Genomic DNA, 22,409 nt, shown 5'->3' on the forward strand with positions numbered 1-22,409 from the left:
AGAAGAATCCGACGAAAGAAAAGTCGATCGAATAGCCCAGATTGTACCGAGAAAAAATTTCGACGACAGGCAGCATTTCGATCTTTCAATCATGCAAAAGCAAGGTGAAAAAGAGGTCATTCGAACTCAACCTTTCGAACTTGTGCGTATGGCTCTTGCCGAAGATCGGCCGAATAATTTGAAATATCCGCCCTTCAACGCATTGACAATTTTTTCTGACCAAACTGTCAAACAAGGCGATAAGCCGGAAAATAACTTACAGATCTACGGTACAAAAGTAGAAACGGAAATTACACTCCATAGCATCGAGTTTGATGTGAACACCGCTACTTTTGATGATTCGGATCAATTGACTGCTGATCAGGCCGAACAGAATATTCGAGCAGCCGGTTTTGTTCTTGGTGATAATATTACGCGCGTTGCCGCACTTCATTATCTTGACCCTGCGCAATTGGGGCATTTCGGTTCAATTAAATTTTCCGAAATGCCGGATGTTAAAATTATTCAGGAGAATGTCAGCATCTCTCCACGCATAGCGCCGAACGACAATTCAGAAGAATATGCCGAAGATATTATTCCATTCAGAAAAACCCAAACCATTATCAATGCTTTGAATGATGCCAATTATGGAGGGGAAGATGCTGATAAAATAGCTGCTGCACTTTCTCAATTCAACGGATCCGACACGCTTCGTGCCGGCAACGTTTTGCGTATTGGAATAGAAACCAACGCGTCCGGTGATGACCATCTGGTAAGAGCCAGCATTTATCATGGTATGCATCATATCCTTTCAATTTCTCTCAATGACCAGAAGCAGTTCGTCAGAAGCAACGAACCGGAAATGACACCGTTACTCAAAACCGCTTTCGAGGGCGGGGTGCCGCTTACACATATTAATGCTTCGAATCTGCCGACAATCTATGATGCAATTTACCGTTCGGTTTTAAGTTATGACATGCCTCTCACCACAGCACGTCAACTCATTCGCGTCATGGCCAACGATGTTGATCTGGAAGATCGCGTTTCACCCAATGATACACTTGAAGTATTTTACGCAGCGCCTGAAAAAGACTCGGAAGACACAGCCGAACCGGAAATCCGTTTTATCAGTGCTACACTTGGTGGCGTAACGCGAAAATATTATCGTTTCCGCTCCAATGATGGAACAATTGATTATTATGATTCGGAAGGTCGTAGTTCAAAGCAGTTCCTTTTGCGCAAACCCGTGCCCAATGCCATTTTCCGTTCACCGTTCGGCCCGAGAAGGCATCCGGTTCTGGGTTATGTCAGGATGCATACCGGTGTTGATTGGAGCGCACCAAGAGGATCACCGATTGTTGCGGCAGGAGATGGCGTCGTCACAAAAGCAGGTCCGGTTCGTGGCTATGGGAATCAGACCGAAATTAGACATGCCAACGGTTACGTAACGTCCTATGCACACCAGAACAGTTTTGCTCCTGGCATTAAAGCGGGAGCGAAGGTTCATCAGGGTCAGATTATCGGTTATGTCGGTTCGAGCGGCCTTGCAACGGGTCCGCATTGCCACTTCGAAGTTTCAGTGAACAATACGAAAGTCGATCCGATGCGCATTCGCCTTCCGGATGCAAAATCCTTGCATGGAAAAGATCTTGAAGCGTTCAAACGCGACCGCAACAAACTTGAAGCATTGATCAACGGGCAAGACGACCAAAAACTTGCTGCGACCACGGGCACAGACGAGAAAAATCGGACATCCCGTTCAGATATCTGATGCGATTAATCATTTCGCTGAAAAATTGATTCTGCCTGAAAACAGTCTCGATTATCAACATGCCAATGTTACCGGTCGAGCAAATAGAAAAAGCACAATGGCCTTTACAGAGCCTTACATAAAAAGGCATGAGGATACGAATAGAAAAAACGAATCTGTTCGGTCTGTTTACAGATTTTCTTATGCGGCGCTGAATCGGGAAGCCCCTGCTTCAGGTCTATCAATGCAATGAAGCATGGCAGCGAAACGACCGGAAGAAACTTGATATCGCGATTTGCCATAATTCGAAGTCAACCTTCATGATTTGCAAAATCGTGAAGCTGTTCGTTACCGCATTACATCATTACATAGTGCTGAATGACCGGATAAAGAGCTAGCATACTTTGGCGGTTGATAAGTTTGAATACCGCATTTGCAAATTTCAGGAATTGGTAAAAGAACGCATTGTCGACGATGCCGAATCAGCATCCGGACCATAGTCGGATTGTCCGTTGACGCCTAAAAGTTCTTGCAAACGGGTTCTGGCGCGACTGACACGACTTTTTATCGTACCAACAGCACAACTACAAATCTCGGCAGTATCTTCATAAGAAAAACCTGATGCTCCGACCAGAATGATAGCTTCCTTCTGGTCTGCAGGAAGTTGGTCGAGCGCTTTTCTGAAATCCTGCAAATCGAGTGAACCATATTGGGCAGGATGTACAGCCAGATTTTCAGTGAAAACGCCTTCACTATCCTGCACTTCACGTCCTTTTTTGCGCATCTGGCTAAAAAACTCGTTCCTCAGAATCGTGAACAACCAGGCTTTCATATTTGTGCCGATCTCGAAGCTGTCCTGCTTCGCCCATGCTTTCATGATTGTATCTTGTACAAGATCATCAGCTCTATCATGTTGCCCGCTCAACGAAACTGCAAAAGCACGCAAGGCCGGCAGGTTTGACAAAAGTTCACGTTTGAAATCTGGGTTATGTGCGTTCATGGGTGTGACTTTCCCATTTCAACTCTGGCTACCTTGTTCGGCTTTATCGAGCTTTTCAAGAAGATCGAGAAATTTTTCCGGTATTTCTTCTTCCTGAATAGCCGTATAGAATTGCCGTAATTTCACCGCTATTTCACTATTGGATCCAAGCAGATCATCTTCCGGTCCGGAAACCTCGGAACCGATTTTTTCCTTGCTGTCATCCATCTTAAGTCCCTTAAAAATGACGCCATCCGTTAATTAACAATCGTGTAAATAATTACACTTACCTTTAAGAATATAGAACTGACTAAAAAGTTCCAAGGGGCTGGAACTTTTTTATTATTCATGAATTAATATTTCACATAACCTGTCTATGGTTACACTTTCAGGGGCAGAAGGAGTTCATATATGACTTTATCAACACGCATTGCACCACATTTACCTTATTTGAGACGATTTGCACGTGCTGTTACCGGTTCTCAGACGTCGGGCGATGCTTATGTTGCAGCTATGCTCGAAGCACTTATTGCCGACACATCAATTTTCCCCGAGGCGACATCCGACCGTATCAGCGTCTATCGGCTGTTCTGCGAATTGTTCGACCAAACAACGCCGAACGTTGCAGAGCCTTTACCTCAATTCGGTGTGGAACAAAAAGCCAATGCAAAACTTTCCTACCTTACTCCGAGGGCCCGTCAGGCATTTCTTCTCATTGCTGTCGAAGGGTTCAGTGACAAAGAAGTTATGGAGATCATGAATGTTGATCAACAGCAATTCAGAGCATTGCTGAACGAGGCTTCGCGTGATATTTCCGAACAAGTTTCCACACGCATTCTTATTATCGAGGACGAGCCGTTAATTGCGATGGATATCGAACAGCTTGTCGAATCGCTTGGTCATCAGGTTGTTGGCATTGCACGTACGCGCGACGAAGCTGTTTCACTGTTCAAAAAAGAAAAACCGGGTATGGTTCTTGCCGATATTCAACTTGCTGACAACAGTTCCGGCATAGATGCTGTGAATGATATTCTTGAAACCGATGAGGTTCCGGTCATTTTCATTACCGCATTCCCCGAACGTTTGTTGACAGGTGAACGGCCTGAACCGACATTTCTTGTAACCAAGCCGTTTAATCCGGATATGGTGAAAGCTTTGATTTCCCAAGCGCTTTTCTTTCAGGAAAATGCATCCAGAAAATCATAACAGGTTTTCGTGAAAGAAATAAATCAGAAGGTTTTTAATTTCTTATGATATCGGCTCCCCATTCTTCACCTGCTGTTGAAAAATTGCATGTGAGTGCCTTGACGCAGGCTATCCATGGAGCCGATATTTTTGTTCTTTATCAGACCCCCGACATGGTTTATCGCTGGGCAGAAAACTTGCCGGAAATTATCGCCGAAAAGTGGTTTGCCGGATGTCGCGACAGCGATTTTTTATCCGAAAAACTTTCCGAAAATATGATGGATATCAAATTGCGGGTTTTGGAAACCGGCAAGATGCACACGTTGGAAGCCCGATTTGAAAACAGTAACAATCGTATTTTCTGGTTCAAGTTTTCGATTGATTGTCACCGTGACGAGCGGGGAGAAATCGTCGGTTTATTAACGACCGGCGTTAATATAACCGAATTGCGTCGGCGTGAACAGGTTCTGAAAGCTTTACTCAGGGAAGTAAGTCATCGTTCAAAAAATCTTCTTGCCATTATTCAAAGCGTGGCCGGTCAAACCGCTCGTTATACCGATTCCTTGCAAACCTTTTTAAAAAAATTTCAGGGTCGCATACAATCATTATCCCATTCACAAGATCTTGTGACTGATTCCGATTGGCGTGGTGCTCATTTTCGTGAGCTGTTTTTAAGCCAGACAGCAAATTATCTGGGAAAAGAACATCGGCGTTTTACGATTGATGGTGATGACCCCTATCTTTTTCCTGGTGCGGCATTGCATATCGGTTTGGCATTCCATGAGCTCATCATCAATTCCCTTTCTTATGGAGCACTTTCCAAACCGGATGGTGTAATCCATGTAACGAGCCGGATTGAAAAAGATGAGGGCAAGCCATCGCAATTATGCATTTCCTGGTATGAAGTCTTTTCGCCCGGACACACGCTCGACAATGATCGGAGAGCCTGCTTTGGCAGTGCCGTCCTTGAAAAGATTGTTCCGGTTTCTGTGAACGGCACGGCAAGTCTCGAATTTACAAATGACGGCGTGGTTTATCACCTTACACTCCCCGATACCTATTTCGATTTTTACGCCTGAACTTTTTCTTTTTGCGATAAGCGTTCGGGTTTTTTAGCTTTGAGTAAAACTTATCGCGATCAGGAATGAAGTAAAAAACAAATCCTTTATTCAGCTATTTTTTGTGGCATATGTTTTATTCCGGAACAAAAAACCGGCGAGCTCGTTATCAAAGTATAAAAGAAATAAATTCATCCGCTAAATCTTAAAATGTTCCTGAAGGGGTCGATCATGAATTCCGTCATCGCTGTAATGTTGCTTGTTTCCTGCACAGATGGTTTTTCTGCATGCAATGCCGCTGACGATATGGTCAAGGTTTATCCCACCCACGAAGCCTGCGAGGCAGCCTTGATACCGGCAGTCAATCACATCGGACAGTCCAACGAATTGGTGTTCGGTCAATGTATCAAAGCAGATCCGAACTTCATCAACGGTGATTTGAGCATTTATTGGCGGGTTGACCAGAATGGCGATTTCATTGTGGAACTTGCCAATGAAGATAGCGAAGAAGAAGAATTGACTGTACCGTTACAAAAGATTGAAAAGCCGGTTGCCGGCGCAACACAAATCAATACAAAACCCGCAGCATAAAGTTATCTTCTTTACATTATTCTTGGCCATTAATCTTGCCAATGGTCGGGATTTTCTGATTAAAAGATTATTCACCAAAGCTTAAAATATTTATTTTCCATTGAAACATTGCTGTGAAACTCGTAAATGCGGGGCACTATCAATGGAGAATGTTCGATGCGCGACGATTATCAATCCGGTTATGAAAATATGGATTATCAGGATCCTTATAATCAGCAGCCCATGCAGCCACAAGCGCCGCTGGATCCCGCAGTTGAAAAAGTAAGGCGGAAGCTGATGAGGCTGATGATCGTTTCTATTGGAATAACAATCGTTCTCATTCTGATTATTCTGGCCGCCGTTATCTATAAAGTTACATCTTCGCCTTCCGATAAAGCACCGGCAAGCACTACGAAAACCGAAACAAGTCCGGTGCCCGGTGCTAACGCCGATCTATCAAATCAAGCGGTTAATGCAAAAACACCGGCTCCTGCTGTTCCGGAATTTATCAAACGTTCCATTGCTCTTCCTCAAGGAACACGCATCCTCTCGCAGAGTCTTTCGAACGACATGATTGCGCTTGAAACATTGACACCGGAAGGCAATACAGAGCTTGTTATTTACGATTATCGGCAAGGACATCTGGTTGCCGGTATTACAGTTGATACCTCACCGGTTGCAAAACAGCCTGTTGAAGAACCGGCTAACGCATCGCCCGCCCAATAAGCTTAAGTAAAAAATTGCAATAAAAAGGCCGCTTGAAAGCGGCCTTTTTTATGAGATTGAAATATTATTTTTTAGGTTTATTCGGCTTTGTATCCGGCTTTTTTTCGTCAGCCTTTTCCCCGGCAGTTTCGGTACCCTTGTCCTCGACTTTCGATTCATCGACAGGATGAGTTGGCGTCGGTGTGAAGATCAGGCGATCGGAACCGCGCGAAATATTGACAGTCGAACCATCAAGAATATCGCCGATGAGCAGCCTTTCAGCGAGCGGATCCTGAACTTCTCTCTGGATAACCCGTTTAAGAGGCCGTGCACCATAAGCAGGGTCATAGCCCTTGTCGGCAAGAAATTCGCGAGCACTATCATCAATAACAAGTTTGATCTTCCGGTCTGACAACAATGATTGCAAACGTTGCAACTGGATGTCGACAATGGCTCCCATTTCTTTCCGGTGCAACCGGTGGAACAGGATAATTTCATCAACACGGTTGAGAAATTCCGGTCTGAATGCAGCTTTAACCACTGCCATAACATCATCACGGGCTTTCTCGGCTTCATCATTATCGTCAAGAGCTGTCAAATATTCGGCACCGAGATTCGATGTCATAATAATGAGCGTATTGCGGAAGTCGACAGTGCGCCCCTGACCATCGGTCAAGCGTCCGTCATCAAGCACCTGCAAAAGAACATTGAAAACATCCGGATGGGCTTTTTCAATTTCATCAAACAAGATGACCTGATATGGCCGACGACGAACCGCTTCTGTCAAAGCACCGCCTTCTTCATAACCGACATATCCCGGAGGAGCACCGATCAAACGGGCAACCGAATGTTTTTCCATATATTCCGACATGTCGATACGAACCATTGCGGTCTCGTCCTGGAACAGGAATTTTGCCAAAGCCTTGGTGAGCTCGGTTTTACCAACACCTGTTGGCCCTAGGAAAATGAACGAACCAATTGGTCTGTTCGGGTCTTGTAAGCCCGCACGTGCACGCCTTACTGCGCGGGAAACAGCCTGAATTGCTTCGCCTTGTCCGACAACGCGTTTGGCAAGCTCGTCTTCCATTCTCAGAAGTTTCTCACGTTCGCCTTCGAGCATGCTATCAACCGGAATACCGGTCCAGCGTGATACCACTTGCGCAATGTGATCAGGTGTGACGGTTTCTTCCAGAATCGAGCCGTGATTTTCCTGACTTTCAGCCTCTTCCAATTGTTTAGCCAATTGCGGAATGATGCTGTAGGAAAGTTCACCAGCTTTCTGATATTCACCGTTACGCTGGGCAATAGCCAAATTGTTGCGCGCTGCTTCCAATTGTTTCTTCAACTCGGCAGCATGACCCAATTTCTGTTTTTCAGATTGCCATTTTGCAGTGATTTCATGCGATTGTTCTTCAAGCTCGACCAATTCGTCTTCGAGTTTTTCCAAACGATCTTTCGAAGCAGGATCGGTTTCGGCTTTCAAAGCTTCCCGCTCAATCTTCAACTGCATGACACGGCGGTCAATTTCATCAAGTTCTTCCGGTTTCGAATCAACCTGCATACGCAACCGTGAAGCTGCTTCATCAATAAGGTCAATTGCTTTATCGGGCAAAAACCGGTCGGTAATATAACGATTCGACAAAGTTGCCGCAGCAACGAGAGCGGAATCGGAAATCCGGACTTTATGGTGTTGCTCGTATTTTTCTTTAATACCACGCAGAATCGAAATGGTGTCTTCAACTGTCGGTTCATCAACAAAGACCGGTTGGAAACGACGGGCAAGAGCCGCGTCCTTTTCAACATATTTGCGATATTCTTCGAGAGTCGTTGCACCAACGCAATGAAGTTCACCACGGGCAAGAGCCGGTTTCAACAAATTGGACGCATCCATTGCGCCATCCGATTTACCGGCACCAACCAATGTGTGCATTTCATCAATAAACAGGATGATTTCGCCATTTGCAGCCTGAACTTCGGTCAAAACCGCTTTCAGGCGCTCTTCAAACTCGCCACGATATTTTGCACCGGCAATCAATGCCCCCATATCAAGGGCAAGAAGCGATTTGTCCCGTAATGTTTCGGGAACATCGCCGTTCACAATACGCAATGCCAGCCCTTCAACAATAGCCGTTTTACCAACGCCCGGTTCACCGATCAGAACCGGATTATTTTTGGTGCGCCGCGACAATACCTGAATTGTCCGGCGGATTTCTTCATCACGGCCGATGACAGGGTCAAGTTTCCCCTCGCGCGCATCTTTCGTCAAATCACGCGCATATTTCTTCAATGCGTCATACTGTGCTTCGGCATTGGCCGAATCAGCTGTGCGTCCTTTTCTCATTTCATTGATCGCCTTGTTTAACGCTGTTGGCGTAACCCCACTTTTGGAAAGAATTTCTGCTGTCTTGGCTTTCGGTTCCATCAACAGAGCTTGCAAAAGGCGTTCGACAGTCACAAAGCTGTCTCCTGCTTTTTCTGCCAGCTCTTCTGCTTTGGTAAAAACCTTGGCCATAGCTTCCGACATATAAAGCTGGCCATTGCCACCGCTTACTTTTGGCAATGCCGAAAGTGCCGTTGCCAACGCCTCTTTTGCCGCTTTTACGTTGCCGCCAGCCTTCTCTATCAATGAAGAGCAAAGCCCCTCATTGTCATCCAATAGCACTTTTAACAAATGCTCGGGAACGAACTGCTGATTGTCCGATGACAAGGCAAAGTTTTGTGCAGACTGTAAAAACCCCTGCACGCGCTCGGTATATTTTTCTAAATTCATTCTCGTCTCCTTTTCCCATAATCCATAAATGGCATTATGGGCTTGAAGTGACAGACTCCCGTTAAGGCAAGCCGTACTCGTTACCTGATATGGTATTGACGATGAAATTCCACAAGATCAAAAATAATCAAGGCATTAAACAAAATCCATTGTCCGAAAAACAATGAAGTTAAGCCTCTAGAATTGACAAAGACAGGATTTCTATTCGTCTGCAATCACGTCGAGTGGAATTGTAATGTCGAGTTTACGCAGCATTTTTTTGAAGTCTTGTAACCTGTATTCGGCACTTTCGGTTACCAGACCTTGAATAAGGCCGCTTCCTGAATATTTTTTTTCAAGTTTTCCGATAATGCTTTCGGCGGGATCAAGAAAACAGCATTGTGGCGCTGCTTTTTCAAAGAAGTTTTTAAGCCAAGGCAGATGGGTACTTGAAAGCGTGCATGTATCAACGGCCGGATATTTTTCCAACAAATCTCCCATGAAACGGTCGACTTCGGATTGCGTTTTTTCCGGATTGAATAAGAAAGTCCCGCTTTCGACCAATTCAACCATCGGTGAGGCATTGACGAGAGCGACATTGTCCGGCTTTTTACTGTGATTTTTGACAAATGCCTTCCCCATCTCGCTTTTCACCATTGAGGCTACCCCCATAATTGCCACAAAGCCGCTTCGACTTTTTCTTTCCGCTTCTTCAAGCGGCGGAAATACGCCATAAAGCGGCACGGGCGAACTGTCTTTGACGCGGTCAAACACCATAATAGACGGCGCGTTGGAAGCGATAATGATGGCCGAGGGGTCGTAACGCATCAACCGTTTGAATGTCAGCTTCATAATATCGGCAAGCTCGTCAGCCGTCTTTTTTCCATATGGGAAATGGGCCCGATCGGCAAAATAGATAATATCGCGTTGCGGCTGTTTTCTATGTAACAGGTCCACAATGGCATAAGAGCCGATACCGGCGTCGAAAATGGCAACGGGCTTTACGAGTTTCATTCTTCTTCATCCGCATTGTTAAAGGGTTTACCCGGCAGGATATATGAACCTTTAAGCCAACGATTGAGATCAATTGCACGACAACGGTCAGAACAAAATGGATAAGCTTCGCGGGTTGAAGGTTTGCCACATTCAGGGCATGGCCTTGGTGAACGCAACGGATATACTTTAGCGGTTGATCGGGATTGGTCTTTAACTGATGTTGCCATTTCAGACCTCATCTTTCTGCCAATGTTCAAATACGGGATAATTCTGTGTTGTTAACAATTCGACTGTTTCAGCGAGCGGCAAGCCTACAATCCCGCTATAGGAACCGCTAATTTGCAAGGCAAAACAACCGGCCCGCCCCTGAATGGCGTAACCTCCGGCTTTTCCCTGCCATTCGCCCGACAAGAGATATGCTTCGATAACCTCGCGCCCCAATCGTTCAAAACGCACACGGCTTTCAACAAGCTTATGATGACTCTTTCCCTTGGCGTTAATGAGACAGACACCGGTATAAACTTTATGCGTCCGGCCAGACAAAAGTCGCAAACATTCACGTGCTTCATCTTCATCAACGGGTTTCGGCAGAATTTTACGCCCGACGGCAACGACCGTATCGGCAGCAAGAACAAGCGCATGCTCGAATTCCGGCATAACACAAACGAGTTCTGCACCTCTTTGGGCTTTTTCCTTTGCCAAACGTCTTGCGAGAAAACGCGGATGTTCGAGACGCCTTGGCGTTTCATCAATATCGGCAGGATGCAAATGATCGGGGAAAACACCAATCTGCCGGAGCAATGCCAAGCGTCTTGGCGAAGCTGAAGCAAGAACAAGCTTGGTTTTCACCCGCGGGTCTTCTTCCGGCATAACAGAATTTGTCGTCATAATTATTTATAACGGTAGGTGATCCTACCCTTGGTCAGGTCATAAGGTGTCATTTCCACCATAACCTTGTCTCCAGCGAGAACTCTGATGCGGTTTTTACGCATACGCCCTGCTGTATGAGCGATAATTTCGTGATCATTATCGAGCTTTACGCGAAACATCGCATTGGGTAAAAGCTCCGTAATCACGCCGGAAAATTCCAATACTTCTTCTTTGGCCATAAATTACCTGTTTCTAGACTGTTTATTTTGATCAAAATTTGACAAACGGCAGGTGCCGCCCGTCCAGTTGGGGGGAACCTACCCTATTCTCGGCCATTTGTGAACATCTGAATCAAAAGAGCGCAATAGTTTATGCGGTTTTTAAGCAAATGGGCACTATTTATTGGCAAAGCGCGCCATTATCCGCTTTTTCAGGTTTTCCCTGATATCCCGATAGGCATCAAGAATTTGTTCGCGCGAACCCGTTGCAAGTGCCGGATCAGGCGTTGGCCAATATTCGACATCGACCGAAAACCCGCGCATCTGTTCGAGCACTGCATGATGAGCTTGCGGCGTAAGGGTGATGGCAAGATCGAAATAGCCATCCGACAATTCTTCCAGCCCGCGCGGATTGTGCCCTTCCATAGAAAGCCCGTCTTCGGCAATAACCGCGGCTGCAAAAGGGTCACGATTGCCTTTGACGACGCCGGCAGATGCAACATAAATATCCGGAAACATTTTGCGTGTCAGCGCCTCGGCTATTGGCGAGCGTATAGAATTTTGCCCGCAAACAAAAAGCACTGATGAAGGGCGTCTTGATGTTGATTTATAATCTTCAGCCATCGTCACCCTTTCCAGTATAGAACACAAAGAAGAGTGAAAAGCCGCCGCGCCGTTTTGAAATCCATATCTATTTTTCCGCGTAAGCGATCTTGCAGAGTGGTCGACCCTTCATTGTGCAAGCCGCGACGCCCCATATCGATGGCTTCGATTTTTGTAGGCGTTGCAGACCGGATAGCCTCGTAATAACTGTCACAAATCAGATAATAATCTTTAACAATGCGCCGAAACGGCCCAAGCGAAAGTATATGGGTGGTTACCCATTCGCCATTTTCACGGGAAATATCGAAGACCAGACGCCTGTCAACAAGCGACAATTTCAGTTTATAGGGACCGGTTCCGGTGTCTCCCACGGGCATAAAACTATTTTCCTCAATGAGATCGAAAATAGCAACTGCACGCTCATGCTCGACCTCGGGCGTCGAACGCCCGATGGTTTCATCAAGTTCGACATCAATGAGCCGCGCCTTCTCCACACTCCCCCTCCCTTTTCAAACTAGAGATTCAATCTTATGGCAACAGACCTTCCATGGGCTTCCAGTCCTTCCGCATTGGCAAGTTCTATCGCCGATGGTCCAAGCTTGCGCAATTCGTCTGCACCAAGTTTTAAAATCGAGCTGCGTTTCATATAGTCAAGAACTGAAAGACCGGATGAAAATCTTGCCGAACGGGCAGTTGGCAAAACGTGGTTGGAACCGCCAACATAATCACCAATCACTTCCGGTGTGTAACGCCCGACAAATATAGCTCCGGCATTCCGTATCAAGGGTAAAAAGCGCTCAGGGTCTTCCACCGCCAATTCGAGATGTTCCGGCGCAACACGATTGGCAAGTGGAAAGGCTTGTTCAAGATCATTGACAAGAATGACCGCACCAAAGTCCTGCCAGCTCGAAGAAGCGGTTTTACCGCGTTTCAATGTTGTCAATTGTGTTTGAACCGCCTTCATAACCTCGTTTGCAAAAGCTTCGTCATCGGTCATGAGAATGGATTGGGCGGCTGTATCATGTTCGGCTTGAGCGAGAAGATCAGCGGCAATCCAGTCAGCATCATTAAGCTTATCGGCAATGACCAGAACTTCCGACGGTCCGGCAATCATATCAATGCCGACTTTGCCGAAAACCTGCCTTTTGGCTGCCGCAACAAAAGCATTACCGGGGCCGACAATTTTTGCCACCGGCTTTATGGTTTTTGTACCATAGGCAAGGGCTGCCACCGCTTGCGCCCCGCCAACACGATAGATCTCGCTCACACCGCCAAGTTTGGCTGCGGCAAGAACCAGCGGATTGAGATGTCCATCCGGCGTCGGAACCACCATGACAATACGCTCAACGCCCGCAACTTTGGCCGGCACAGCATTCATCAGCACCGAGCTCGGATAGCTTGCCGTACCACCTGGCACATAAAGCCCGACTGATTGAACAGCCGTCCAGCGCCAACCGAGTTCGACACCCAGCGGATCGACAAAGCGTTCATCCTTTGGCAGTTGTTTCTGGTGGTAGACAACAATACGATCATGGGCAAGCTTCAAAGCATCAAGCGTTTTTGGCGGAACGTGCTTCATCGCTTCATCAATTTCACTCTCGCTAATTTTTAAACCTTTTTCTTTAAGGTCCACACGATCGAATTTTGCCGATAAGTCGATCAAAGCCTGATCACCCTCATCGCGAACCGTTTTGATAATGTCGCGCACAGTGTCATCAACACTCTGGGAAACTTCACGCTTTGAATCGAGAAATTTACGAAACTCGTTTTCGAAATTTGCCGATGATTGACGAAGAATTTGAACCATTCTTTTTCCTGTCGAAAAAAATTATCTGTGATGCGGGTTGGCCTTGGCCTGCCAGACAGGACCAAGGTCGGTCAATTGCGCTTCAATACATTCCACTTCAAGACGGATAGCCGCTTCACCGGAAAAAATCAGCGTCACAATACCGGCGGGAGGAACTGTCGGCTGGAATTGCATTGTCAAAAGAGACAAGACATTGTCTTTTTTTTCACGATCGAAACCACGTGTTTTGACACTTAGAACCCGATCGAAGCGGAGAGCCGTACGATGCCGTTCACCGGTTTTTGTGCGCGAAAACAATCCCCCCTTCATCTGTTCTTCCCAGGCAAAACGGTTAAGTGCCGCTATAAAACGCTTCTCGGTACTGCGCCAGTCGAGATCGGCAACTTTAACGACAGCATCTTGTAAATGCGCCGACAAGATCTCCAGATCCTCGTCATCCATGGCTATCAATTTCAAAAGCGGCATCTTACCACTCCATTCCCTTTCAATAATATCCTGTTTGCGACAGGAAAGATATTGTCATTATCCGCTTATACGTTCAATCTGTGCACCACAATTTGAAAGCTTCTCTTCAAGCCGCTCGAAACCGCGGTCGAGGTGATAAACACGATTGACTGTTGTTTCTCCTTCTGCCGCAAGCCCCGCTATAACGAGAGAAACCGAGGCACGCAAATCGGTTGCCATAACCTGTGCGCCCAATAGCCGCTCGACACCTTCAACTGTAGCCGTTTGGCCAACTAGCGAAATATGGGCACCAAGGCGGGCAAGTTCCTGAACATGCATGAAACGGTTTTCAAAAATTGTTTCGGTGATGTGCGAAACACCTTTTGCCCTTGTCATCAGCCCCATAAATTGCGCCTGCAAATCTGTCGGAAAACCCGGAAATGGTTGTGTTTCAATATCGGTCGGAACAATATCGAGACCGTTTCTTGCAACACGGATACCCTCTTCACTTTCTTTTATTTCCAATCCGGTTTTGGAAAGTGTATCGAGAACAGAACGCAAGTAATCGGGACGTGCGTCTTTCAGCAGAACATCTCCACCGGTCATGGCAACCGCCATGGCATAGGTGCCTGCTTCAATACGATCGGAAATAACCTTGACGCGTGCGCCCGAAAGCCCCTCGACGCCCTCAATATAAATTGTGGGTGTACCCGCTCCCTTGATTTTTGCCCCCATGGCATTGAGACATTCGGCAAGATTGACAACTTCCGGCTCGCAAGCAGCATTGTGTAAAACAGTATCACCTCTTGCCAGACATGCTGCCATTAACATGGTGTGCGTACCACCGACCGTCACCTTCGGAAAAGTAAATTCGGCGCCTCGCAGCCCTTTCGGAGCTTTGGCATGTACATAACCATTTTCGATATTGATTTCTGTGCCCAATGCCTCAAGCCCTTGAAGAATAAAATCAACAGGACGGGTGCCGATTGCACAGCCACCGGGAAGTGAAACGCAAGCTTCTCCCATGCGGGCAACCAAAGGCGCGATAACCCAGAAACTCGCCCGCATTTTCGACACAAGCTCATAGGGTGCACGTGTTGTAACAATTTGGCGGGCTGTAAAATGCACCGTTCGGGAATAGGCGCCATCCTGATGCTGACGACGGCCATTCACCGAATAGTCGACACCGTGATTGCCGAGAATCCTGATAAGTTGTTCGACATCGGCCAAGTGGGGTACATTATCAAGTGTTAATGTATCATCGGTAAGCAAAGAGGCAATCATCAACGGTAATGCTGCATTTTTTGCACCTGAAATAGGAATAACCCCGTTCAAACGATTCCCGCCAATAATTTTTATACGATCCATCCGTTAAGACCTTTCTTTGTTTTGCGATTGGTAGCAATCGTCCGGTTTATCCATTCGCCCTGTAAGGACAAAAGGTGGCACAAACAGGACTTAAAATTAAAAAATTAAGAATAACCGGATTATTTTGCCGGTACACCTTGCGGATGTTCTGCCTCGTCGTGGCCTGTCTTTTCGCGCATTTCTTCGCGCTCACGCGCTTGTTGTTTGCGCCGGACAAGATTGGCGCGCAATTGTTGCGCCAAACGTTTTTGGCGACGTTCCTCAGCGATTGAATCTGCCATCCTTCAAACCTGTTGAATATTCTAAAAAAACGGTTCCGGTCATAACACCATGTTAAAAAAATTGCCAGCCAAAGAATATTGCCTTGATTTTTCTTATGAGAAACGTGAATGTCCGCTTGCCTATTTCTTTACAATGTGGCAGAACGCCGCCCGAAAACTATTTTTCTTAGCTGCGGTAGCTCAGTGGTAGAGCACTCCCTTGGTAAGGGAGAGGTCGAGAGTTCAATCCTCTCTCGCAGCACCAGAATCCATTTCCACTTGCAATCCGTGATATTCACTGCCAAAACCAGCCAAATAAACGGTAGGCCGATTGCATCAGTACTTTCAAAAATCAATACGGCAACCGGAACTTACGCGAAAACCGGCTCGTTCTGTTGTTCTCTATTCTCGTTCTGTTGTTCCCCATTCATTGCCAATAATCGCCACAATTAATGATCATAAAAGACAATAAAGATGAAGAAGACAAGCAATGAAACCTCGAAGCGGGGGCACTCTCCAATTCTGACGAATTGCAAGACATTTGTGATTTTATAAGTTTTTGATCACCGGACTTTTTTGATCACCTGATTATCGCCCAAAAGCTTGGTCTTGTCAGAAACGGCTTTTGTTAAAATAATTTAACGGAAGAGAGAATGGAACATGCCTTTTTCCTGCCGTCAAATTGGTCTAGAGATGGCACTTTCTCTATTCAACCGAATTTTGCCAATATAAGTTCGTACGGTTCGTAATGTTTCATATTTCTTCAGTTTCCAATTTGACAATTGCCCTTGTCATGGCATCGCTCCCTTCTGTTTATGCAAACGGAACGAGCACAACACAAAGTGACGAACCAATCGAACTGGCACAACTTTATGACCCCTCCGATTTGCCGCGTCATCGCCAGCAATTGCGCGTTTATCGCGATCAATATGGTCGGCGCATCTATGTCGATGAAAATGGACAGGTTGTTCGTGTGGAAGAGCCGGAAAACTATCCCCAAGGTGTGACGCCGCCACCCTATGGAACGAACAATCAGGGGCCGATAGAAGGTGGCGTGCCTTATGATCAGGATGTACCTGAAGCACCCGATGCCAAGCCTTATCGTGGTGGTGGCGAGGCTAATCAACCTTCTTATAGAAAACCACTCCCCGTTATCAGGCTGGCGAAATGCCGAGCGAACATACCCCCGCGATCAATGTTCCGAAAGGTCGTGAAACAGTTGCTGCTGTTCAGATTTTAATGGACCGGCTGGGCTCCTCACCAGGAGCAATTGATGGTTTGGCCGGTAGCAATTTCGATAAGGCTGCCGCCGCTGCAAGTGAAATCAGTGGCCGTTTTATTGACCCCAATGACAAACAACGTCTGGATTCGGCTCTACAATCAACCGGCGGTCCTGCCTTTACGCAATATACTATTACCGAAAGCGATTTGAACCGCCAATATGTCTCTTCTATTCCTGCCGATTATGCTATGAAAGCACAGATGCCTGCCATGGCCTATACATCGGTTAGAGAAATGTTGGCAGAGCGTTTTCATATTGATGAGACATTCTTGCAGGAACTCAATCCGCAAGCCCATTTCTCCCGTGCCGGCGAAACAATCAAGGTTCCCAATCTGGTTTTGCCCAAACGCGAAAGTGTCGACCGGATTGTTGCCGACAAGGCCCGCAAACAGGTGCGCGGCTATAATGCGGAAGGCAGGCTTGTTGTTGCTTATCCGGCAACAATCGGTTCGTCTGACAACCCCTCGCCATCGGGCACGGTACAAGTCGAGCGCATCGCATTTAATCCGAACTATACTTATAACCCGAAGGTCAATTTCAAACAGGGAAGCAATAATGAAATATTGACTATTCCCCCCGGCCCCAACGGACCTGTCGGAACGGTCTGGATAGCTCTTTCAAAACCGACCTATGGTATTCACGGCACACCCGATCCTTCACGAATCGGAAAAACGTCAAGCCATGGCTGTATCCGTCTAACAAATTGGGATGCCGAAGAATTGGCAAAATTGGTAAAGCCCGGTGTGGTTGTCCACTTTACCGATTAATGTTTTGATCATTGATCAGTTGATCGGAAATTTGAAAAAAATAAAGAGCGGTTTTATATCCGATTAAACGGCCAGAAATTGAAAAACCGCTTTTTTGCCAAAGCATGAATTCCTGATTGAATATCTGCCAAAGCATCATCGCATCGTTTAAGTGCTTTTTTATCATCATCGGCAAGCGCCACGACACGGAGTTCGTTGACCAGTCCGGCTGCTTTTTCCAGTAATGGTTTTGCCGCCTTTTTTGGCACTTTTTGTGCCCAGTCTTTGAGCATCAACGCATAGCTGCGCTTGATATTCGAGAGCTTGTTCGGCTTGTTTTTCAACACTGGCGAAAGGAGCAGCTTTTCATAAATTGCTCGTGATTTGGCAAAAGCTTCAACCACATTGCCGAATGACCCCAAACGCCACAAAACAAGTGCGTGATGGGAATGGGCTTCCAATTGTTCATCCACATTATCGAAAGGTTCATTCCCTATGATGATAAATGCTGTTTCAATGGCGCTATTGGCCGCTTTGAGCAAATCGACAGGAGTTGTCGAATCTTTGCGCCTTGCCATGGAATAGAGAACATGAGCCAAATTGCTATAAAGCCGAAAAAGCTCGTTTTTATCCCTATCGGGATCAAGCTTAGCAATTGCCAAGCGGAAGTCCAGTTCGGACTGTTTGAGCCATATCAAACCTTGATGACCTTTTTCGTCTTCACCAAGACGGGCACGGGCAAGAGCACGCCATTGCAAAATCCGGTTAAAGAGTTTGGCGTTTTGCTGGCCTTTAATCGTGTCCAGAACTTCATTATAAAGTTTTACAGCTTCCCGTAACAGTTCACCGCGCCTTTCCGGTACTTCTATATTGGACGCCGCCTGAAGGGCCGCGCCCAATTCGATAAAATAGGAAAGCCAATCTAGCGGACGAGCCAATTTTATTTCTTTGCCAATAGCGTTACGCAAGGCAGCAATTGCTTCATATCTTTTTTCTAGTTCCTGAGAGGGAACGGATGCAAAATTGGCAAGCTGGGTCAGATCTTTTCCCAAATTGCCATAGGTCATTGCCAGTCCCAGCGTTTCACTCTTATCTTTGAGAAGATCAATATTGGAACGATAAAGTGCGACCGATTTTTCGAGAAGTTCAATAGCACTGTCCCGATCTTTCTGCTGGGCGAAAAGCGCAAGAGCCAATGCCGTCTCGTTTTGAAGACGACTCAATGCGTGTACACTCCCGTCGTCTTTAAATGTCGCACTGGAATTTTCGAAAGCTTTCAATGCTTTTTCCATAAGCCCGAGATTGGCTGGCGTGTCCATTGTTGCCCTTTGCATCAAGGCACGACCCATCTCGAAATAAACATAGGAAATATCTTGCGGTTGGTCATCCTCATCAAAGTAGTTCAGCGCCGTTTCAAAACGTTCAATAGCAAGGTCGAGATCATCCCTTGCTTTTTCGACCGGTTCGATTCGTGCCAATTGGGCCGCAACCAGCGCACTTGCCGAAACGGCAAGCGACCAGTAATGGAAATTTTCTTTTGCGCGTAAAATAGCAATGGCTTCATTGAATGCATCCAATGCCAATTTCAGTCGTTCTTCACGCGGTCTTGAAAAATCAATATCCGAAAGTGCGCGATAGACATGGCCTTTCTCAGTTAAAATGAGCGCCCGATCAAACGCACCTTTCTTTTTTGGCAGCGCTCTACAGACTTCATCAAGTAAAGAAAGTCCGCGTTTAAGCCGTAAAATAGCAATTTCCCCCTCTTCGCGCAGCGCATAATTGCGTAAACACCGCACATAAGAAACAATAATCCCGCCCCAACGACTAAAATTACGTTTGCGGGTGAAAACCTGTAAAGCTTTTTCGAAGCCCGATGCTGCCTCGTTATAGTGGGAAAGCGCATCATCATCACTGTCTTCGGCATCTGCAAGTGCCAACAAGGCTTCGGAAAGTTCTATATGCGCTTCTGCCCATGCGGTATTGTTATCGGCACGCTTTTTAAGAGACAATGCCAAATCTGCATCCTCAACCTTCTGGCGAAGTGTTTTTTTGCTGTCACTATCCAAGGCCAAGTGAACGATTCCTTTTATAAATTTAATCTTTGTAACATACGCGTTTCTGGTAAAAGAGAAATAACCTTGTCACGAGTGAGTAACAAATGAATATAACTCCAAATATTGTCATTTTAACAGGTGCAGGCATATCGGCTGAATCGGGGCTCGAAACCTTTCGTGGTAGCGATGGTACATGGAATAAATATAAAGTTGAAGACGTAGCAACACCCGAAGGTTTTGCACGCTCGCCCGATCTCGTCAATAATTTCTATAACAAGCGCCGTCATGATGCTGCAAATGCACGCCCCAACAAGGCTCACCTTGCTCTTGCAAAACTGGAAAAGAATTTTCCGCACTCTTTTCTCCTCGTGACACAGAATGTCGACGATTTACATGAACGGGCGGGATCAAAAAATGTTCTACATATGCATGGCACCCTCAACCATGTTCTATGTCTTACATGTCACAAAAGAGCCGAATGGAAAGGCGATGTAACGGCGGAAAGCATCTGTCCGCATTGTCATGCGAAAGCGAGTCTCAGACCCGACATCGTCTGGTTCGGTGAAATTCCTTTTTATATGGAAAAAATCGAAAAGGCATTGTCTCAAGCCGATATTTTTGCGGCTATCGGAACATCCGGCCTCGTCTATCCGGCAGCCGGTTTTGTTGGCCTTGCACGACAAGCCGGTGCAGAATGTTTCGAAATTAACCTTGCTACCAATCCGGCTACTTATGAATTATTCGACGAGGTTATTTCCGGACCTGCAACAAAAACAGCTCCGGATTTTGTAGACAATCTCATCGCGAAATACAGTCAAGTGACAGATTGAAGAAAGCTGAATTAGCTGAAACCTGCCCGCCCTTCTCTGAGATCCGGATGTTTTGTTCAAAAGAAATGTCTTCAATTCGACAGTTTTCCAATCTGTCATCCTGTTTGCATGAAACACGCAAAATCTGTTTTTCAATCCAAGCCTACCCGATCGGTAAAGTCCAGAATTGAATAACTTTCACCTCATGGAAGGAAATTCATCACCCGGTTTCAATCCAATCCCGTTTGAAAGGACAATATTACATCACGAAAAACAAAAGCCTCCGCTCACGGCTTTCTTGTCCGCAACACAAAGATGGAAAGACCGAAAACTTCATTCTTCCGGTAAAATCAGCAGATTTGTCACTGTTTCAGCAGGCCTACAAAGTTGAACACCTTTCGGGCAAACAACAATCGGCCGATTGATGAGTTCCGGATGATCATGCATTTTTTTGGCGATGACATCGTCGGGCAATGATTCATCATCCAGGCCTAACTTTTTATAGGCCGGTTCTTTTGTCCGCAAAAAATCCCGTATGGAAACATTGGCACGGTTGGCTAGCCAAAGAAGCATTTCCGGTGTAGGCGGTGTTTTCAGATATTCGATAATATGGGGTTCATAACCCATAGCCCGCACAAGACCGACCACGCTTCGCGAAGTTGCACAACGCGGGTTATGATAAATAATAACATCGGTATTTTGCATGAATTGGCCCTTTATTGCCGTAATTGTCGGGAAAAACTTGGTTAGTGCGAGAGGACGATATTGGATAAGACTATTCTATCTACCCTCTTTCGAATAAACTGTTTTAAATTCCCGTTTTGTTGTTCTTGACGTTCGCAATAAACTTTGTCGAACAATTTTATAGTCCTTGTCAATAGAACGCGTGGCAGGTGAGTTTTACACACTATCAAAATAAATTCGACAAAAGTGTTCTCCCATTGCCGCCCATTAAAAACGTTTCCACCACATTGTCGCGAATTTTCCTGCCGGAGTTATTTTTAAAAGAAAGGGCAAACAAAATAATGTCGGGGTAGCAATCGGCTGATTGAATAAAACGTTTAACCGATACGAGCGCCAAGAAACAAAAATACAAAGCTCGAAGCAAGAATAGGAACAAAGGTTGGGATTAATTGGTGCGGGTGGTCGGAATCGAACCGACACTCCTTTTGGGAACCAGATTTTGAGTCTGGCGCGTCTACCAGTTCCACCACACCCGCATCGATGAAGTGAGGACACAAACCATGTGTCACGGATTTGTTGGTTATATTAAGAACCGAGGTCTCGTCAACTGCCTTACACACAATTATCTTAAAAAATTTTGTTCAAGCTACTGGATTAACGCTTTAACCATCTTTAGAGATAGCTTGATTGACGAGGAATAACAAAATGCTCAAAAAGCTCGGAGAGTGGACTTTATCTCTGGCAGGCCGCAGATCAGCCGAATACTGGCTGGCCTTTATCGCTTTTGTAGAGAGTTCTGTTTTCCTTATTCCGGCAGATGTCCTGTTCATCCCGATGTCACTTATCAATAAAGAAAAAACCTATCGCTATGCATTTATTGCATCACTTTTTTCTGTTCTCGGCGGAATATTGGGATGGCTTATCGGCCATTTTGCATATGAAGCGATAGCAAAACCGGTATTGGAATTTTACGGAAAATTCGAGACTTTCGATGCGTTGCGCAGCAATACCAGTATGGAAATCATCCTGTTATTGCTGATCACATCAGGCATATCCCATCTTCCGCCCATCAAGGTTGTTACGATTCTTGCCGGTGTTGTCGGTATGAACATCTGGGTTTTCATAATTTCAGCAATCGTCGCACGCGGCGCACGATTCTATTTTCTGGCCTGGCTCATTAAAAAATATGGTGCAACCATGCTGGACTATATCTTGCCAAGATTAAAATGGATTATCGCCATTGCTTGCACCGTTCTGATAATTGGCTATATTTTATATAAAATACTGGTCTAA

22 protein-coding genes, 2 tRNA genes and 1 pseudogene (1 of these 25 running past the window's edge) are annotated in these 22,409 nt (G+C 46.0%); 9 read left to right on the forward strand and 16 right to left on the reverse strand.

The window, feature by feature from the left end; all coding sequences use genetic code 11:
• Positions 1-1,750: the 3' portion of a M23 family metallopeptidase gene (locus tag BBC0178_RS10270; RefSeq protein WP_078040097.1), read on the forward strand. 239 nt of this gene lie to the left of the window's left edge; only the last 1,750 of its 1,989 coding nucleotides appear in the window; the start codon falls outside the window, past its left edge; it ends in the stop codon at positions 1,748-1,750.
• A gap of 421 nt (positions 1,751-2,171) precedes the next feature.
• Here the strand turns inward: BBC0178_RS10270 and BBC0178_RS10275 are convergent, their stop codons facing one another.
• Both BBC0178_RS10275 and BBC0178_RS10280 read right to left on the reverse strand, forming a co-directional pair.
• Positions 2,172-2,729, reverse strand: coding sequence for an RNA polymerase sigma factor (locus BBC0178_RS10275; protein ID WP_077972883.1), 558 nt, complete (start codon positions 2,727-2,729; stop codon positions 2,172-2,174).
• Between the two features lie 18 nt (positions 2,730-2,747).
• On the reverse strand, positions 2,748-2,936 hold the full coding sequence (locus BBC0178_RS10280; protein ID WP_078040098.1) for a NepR family anti-sigma factor: 189 nt from the start codon (positions 2,934-2,936) through the stop codon (positions 2,748-2,750).
• A gap of 183 nt (positions 2,937-3,119) precedes the next feature.
• Here BBC0178_RS10280 and BBC0178_RS10285 point away from each other — a divergent pair, with 183 nt between their 5' ends.
• The 4 genes from BBC0178_RS10285 (at position 3,120) to BBC0178_RS10300 (ending at position 6,247) form a co-directional block, all read left to right on the forward strand.
• The gene (locus BBC0178_RS10285; RefSeq protein ID WP_078040099.1) at positions 3,120-3,914 is read left to right on the forward strand and encodes a response regulator; all 795 of its coding nucleotides are present in this window, start codon (positions 3,120-3,122) and stop codon (positions 3,912-3,914) included.
• Positions 3,915-3,958: 44 nt separating this feature from the next.
• Positions 3,959-4,972, forward strand: coding sequence for a PAS domain-containing sensor histidine kinase (locus BBC0178_RS10290; RefSeq protein ID WP_078040100.1), 1,014 nt, complete (start codon positions 3,959-3,961; stop codon positions 4,970-4,972).
• A gap of 210 nt (positions 4,973-5,182) precedes the next feature.
• On the forward strand, positions 5,183-5,542 hold the full coding sequence (locus BBC0178_RS10295; RefSeq protein ID WP_077972891.1) for a hypothetical protein: 360 nt from the start codon (positions 5,183-5,185) through the stop codon (positions 5,540-5,542).
• Positions 5,543-5,698: 156 nt separating this feature from the next.
• Positions 5,699-6,247 carry a hypothetical protein gene (locus tag BBC0178_RS10300; RefSeq protein WP_078040458.1) on the forward strand — a complete coding sequence of 183 codons (549 nt, stop codon included), beginning with the start codon at positions 5,699-5,701 and terminating at the stop codon, positions 6,245-6,247.
• Between the two features lie 64 nt (positions 6,248-6,311).
• Here BBC0178_RS10300 and clpB read toward each other — a convergent pair whose 3' ends face one another.
• From clpB to BBC0178_RS11915, 11 genes are all read right to left on the reverse strand, one after another.
• Entirely contained in the window at positions 6,312-8,996 is a 2,685-nt protein-coding gene (clpB, locus tag BBC0178_RS10305) for an ATP-dependent chaperone ClpB (RefSeq protein ID WP_078040102.1), read from the reverse strand.
• A gap of 201 nt (positions 8,997-9,197) precedes the next feature.
• Entirely contained in the window at positions 9,198-9,989 is a 792-nt protein-coding gene (locus BBC0178_RS10310; RefSeq protein WP_078040103.1) for a glutamate racemase, read from the reverse strand.
• Positions 9,986-10,198 carry a DNA gyrase inhibitor YacG gene (gene yacG, locus BBC0178_RS10315; RefSeq protein ID WP_077972898.1) on the reverse strand — a complete coding sequence of 71 codons (213 nt, stop codon included), beginning with the start codon at positions 10,196-10,198 and terminating at the stop codon, positions 9,986-9,988. The genes BBC0178_RS10310 and yacG overlap by 4 nt, the downstream gene beginning before the upstream one ends.
• A gap of 1 nt (position 10,199) precedes the next feature.
• Positions 10,200-10,859, reverse strand: coding sequence for a Maf family nucleotide pyrophosphatase (locus tag BBC0178_RS10320; protein ID WP_078040104.1), 660 nt, complete (start codon positions 10,857-10,859; stop codon positions 10,200-10,202).
• Positions 10,860-10,861: 2 nt separating this feature from the next.
• On the reverse strand, positions 10,862-11,080 hold the full coding sequence (gene infA, locus BBC0178_RS10325; protein ID WP_075869273.1) for a translation initiation factor IF-1: 219 nt from the start codon (positions 11,078-11,080) through the stop codon (positions 10,862-10,864).
• A gap of 156 nt (positions 11,081-11,236) precedes the next feature.
• A complete protein-coding gene (locus BBC0178_RS10330) occupies positions 11,237-11,683 on the reverse strand; it encodes an arsenate-mycothiol transferase ArsC (protein ID WP_077972902.1) in 447 nt (148 codons plus the stop codon).
• A 2-nt stretch (positions 11,684-11,685) separates the two neighbouring features.
• On the reverse strand, positions 11,686-12,156 hold the full coding sequence (locus BBC0178_RS10335; protein WP_077972906.1) for a UPF0262 family protein: 471 nt from the start codon (positions 12,154-12,156) through the stop codon (positions 11,686-11,688).
• Between the two features lie 20 nt (positions 12,157-12,176).
• Complete coding sequence (gene hisD, locus BBC0178_RS10340; RefSeq protein WP_078040105.1) at positions 12,177-13,469, reverse strand: histidinol dehydrogenase; 1,293 nt, start codon at positions 13,467-13,469, stop codon at positions 12,177-12,179.
• Positions 13,470-13,490: 21 nt separating this feature from the next.
• Positions 13,491-13,934 (reverse strand): DUF2948 family protein, encoded by a 444-nt coding sequence (locus BBC0178_RS10345; protein ID WP_078040106.1) that lies wholly within the window; start codon positions 13,932-13,934, stop codon positions 13,491-13,493.
• Between the two features lie 57 nt (positions 13,935-13,991).
• A complete protein-coding gene (gene murA, locus BBC0178_RS10350; protein WP_078040107.1) occupies positions 13,992-15,281 on the reverse strand; it encodes a UDP-N-acetylglucosamine 1-carboxyvinyltransferase in 1,290 nt (429 codons plus the stop codon).
• Between the two features lie 119 nt (positions 15,282-15,400).
• Entirely contained in the window at positions 15,401-15,562 is a 162-nt protein-coding gene (locus tag BBC0178_RS11915; RefSeq protein ID WP_188317732.1) for a hypothetical protein, read from the reverse strand.
• A gap of 169 nt (positions 15,563-15,731) precedes the next feature.
• Here BBC0178_RS11915 and BBC0178_RS10355 point away from each other — a divergent pair.
• Both BBC0178_RS10355 and BBC0178_RS10360 read left to right on the forward strand, forming a co-directional pair.
• Positions 15,732-15,806 (forward strand) — tRNA-Thr (locus BBC0178_RS10355).
• A 483-nt stretch (positions 15,807-16,289) separates the two neighbouring features.
• Positions 16,290-17,590: pseudogene (locus BBC0178_RS10360) on the forward strand (L,D-transpeptidase).
• A 53-nt stretch (positions 17,591-17,643) separates the two neighbouring features.
• Here BBC0178_RS10360 and BBC0178_RS10365 read toward each other — a convergent pair.
• Complete coding sequence (locus tag BBC0178_RS10365) at positions 17,644-19,641, reverse strand: hypothetical protein (RefSeq protein WP_078040108.1); 1,998 nt, start codon at positions 19,639-19,641, stop codon at positions 17,644-17,646.
• Between the two features lie 86 nt (positions 19,642-19,727).
• Here BBC0178_RS10365 and BBC0178_RS10370 point away from each other — a divergent pair, with 86 nt between their 5' ends.
• Positions 19,728-20,453 carry an NAD-dependent deacylase gene (locus BBC0178_RS10370; RefSeq protein WP_078040109.1) on the forward strand — a complete coding sequence of 242 codons (726 nt, stop codon included), beginning with the start codon at positions 19,728-19,730 and terminating at the stop codon, positions 20,451-20,453.
• Between the two features lie 312 nt (positions 20,454-20,765).
• Here the strand turns inward: BBC0178_RS10370 and arsC are convergent, their stop codons facing one another.
• Entirely contained in the window at positions 20,766-21,137 is a 372-nt protein-coding gene (gene arsC, locus BBC0178_RS10375; protein ID WP_077972928.1) for an arsenate reductase (glutaredoxin), read from the reverse strand.
• 429 nt (positions 21,138-21,566) lie between these two features.
• Positions 21,567-21,652, reverse strand: a tRNA-Leu gene (locus BBC0178_RS10380).
• Between the two features lie 169 nt (positions 21,653-21,821).
• On the opposite strand from BBC0178_RS10380, the gene BBC0178_RS10385 reads away from it, so the two are divergent.
• Positions 21,822-22,409, forward strand: a complete 588-nt coding sequence (locus BBC0178_RS10385; protein ID WP_078040110.1) for a YqaA family protein — start codon at positions 21,822-21,824, stop codon at positions 22,407-22,409.

This window comes from Ditibartonella apihabitans, from assembly GCF_002007485.1.
Lineage (GTDB): Bacteria > Pseudomonadota > Alphaproteobacteria > Rhizobiales > Rhizobiaceae > Bartonella > Bartonella apihabitans.

Coding starts and splice junctions, on each gene's coding strand:
- BBC0178_RS10275 (WP_077972883.1), bottom strand. CDS start 2,729: ATGAACGCACATAACCCAGATTTCAAACGTGAACTTTTGTCAAACCTG.
- BBC0178_RS10280 (WP_078040098.1), bottom strand. CDS start 2,936: ATGGATGACAGCAAGGAAAAAATCGGTTCCGAGGTTTCCGGACCGGAA.
- BBC0178_RS10285 (WP_078040099.1), top strand. CDS start 3,120: ATGACTTTATCAACACGCATTGCACCACATTTACCTTATTTGAGACGA.
- BBC0178_RS10290 (WP_078040100.1), top strand. CDS start 3,959: ATGATATCGGCTCCCCATTCTTCACCTGCTGTTGAAAAATTGCATGTG.
- BBC0178_RS10295 (WP_077972891.1), top strand. CDS start 5,183: ATGAATTCCGTCATCGCTGTAATGTTGCTTGTTTCCTGCACAGATGGT.
- BBC0178_RS10300 (WP_078040458.1), top strand. CDS start 5,699: ATGCGCGACGATTATCAATCCGGTTATGAAAATATGGATTATCAGGAT.
- clpB (WP_078040102.1), bottom strand. CDS start 8,996: ATGAATTTAGAAAAATATACCGAGCGCGTGCAGGGGTTTTTACAGTCT.
- BBC0178_RS10310 (WP_078040103.1), bottom strand. CDS start 9,989: ATGAAACTCGTAAAGCCCGTTGCCATTTTCGACGCCGGTATCGGCTCT.
- yacG (WP_077972898.1), bottom strand. CDS start 10,198: ATGGCAACATCAGTTAAAGACCAATCCCGATCAACCGCTAAAGTATAT.
- BBC0178_RS10320 (WP_078040104.1), bottom strand. CDS start 10,859: ATGACGACAAATTCTGTTATGCCGGAAGAAGACCCGCGGGTGAAAACC.
- infA (WP_075869273.1), bottom strand. CDS start 11,080: ATGGCCAAAGAAGAAGTATTGGAATTTTCCGGCGTGATTACGGAGCTT.
- BBC0178_RS10330 (WP_077972902.1), bottom strand. CDS start 11,683: ATGGCTGAAGATTATAAATCAACATCAAGACGCCCTTCATCAGTGCTT.
- hisD (WP_078040105.1), bottom strand. CDS start 13,469: ATGGTTCAAATTCTTCGTCAATCATCGGCAAATTTCGAAAACGAGTTT.
- BBC0178_RS10345 (WP_078040106.1), bottom strand. CDS start 13,934: ATGCCGCTTTTGAAATTGATAGCCATGGATGACGAGGATCTGGAGATC.
- murA (WP_078040107.1), bottom strand. CDS start 15,281: ATGGATCGTATAAAAATTATTGGCGGGAATCGTTTGAACGGGGTTATT.
- BBC0178_RS11915 (WP_188317732.1), bottom strand. CDS start 15,562: ATGGCAGATTCAATCGCTGAGGAACGTCGCCAAAAACGTTTGGCGCAA.
- BBC0178_RS10370 (WP_078040109.1), top strand. CDS start 19,728: ATGAATATAACTCCAAATATTGTCATTTTAACAGGTGCAGGCATATCG.
- arsC (WP_077972928.1), bottom strand. CDS start 21,137: ATGCAAAATACCGATGTTATTATTTATCATAACCCGCGTTGTGCAACT.
- BBC0178_RS10385 (WP_078040110.1), top strand. CDS start 21,822: ATGCTCAAAAAGCTCGGAGAGTGGACTTTATCTCTGGCAGGCCGCAGA.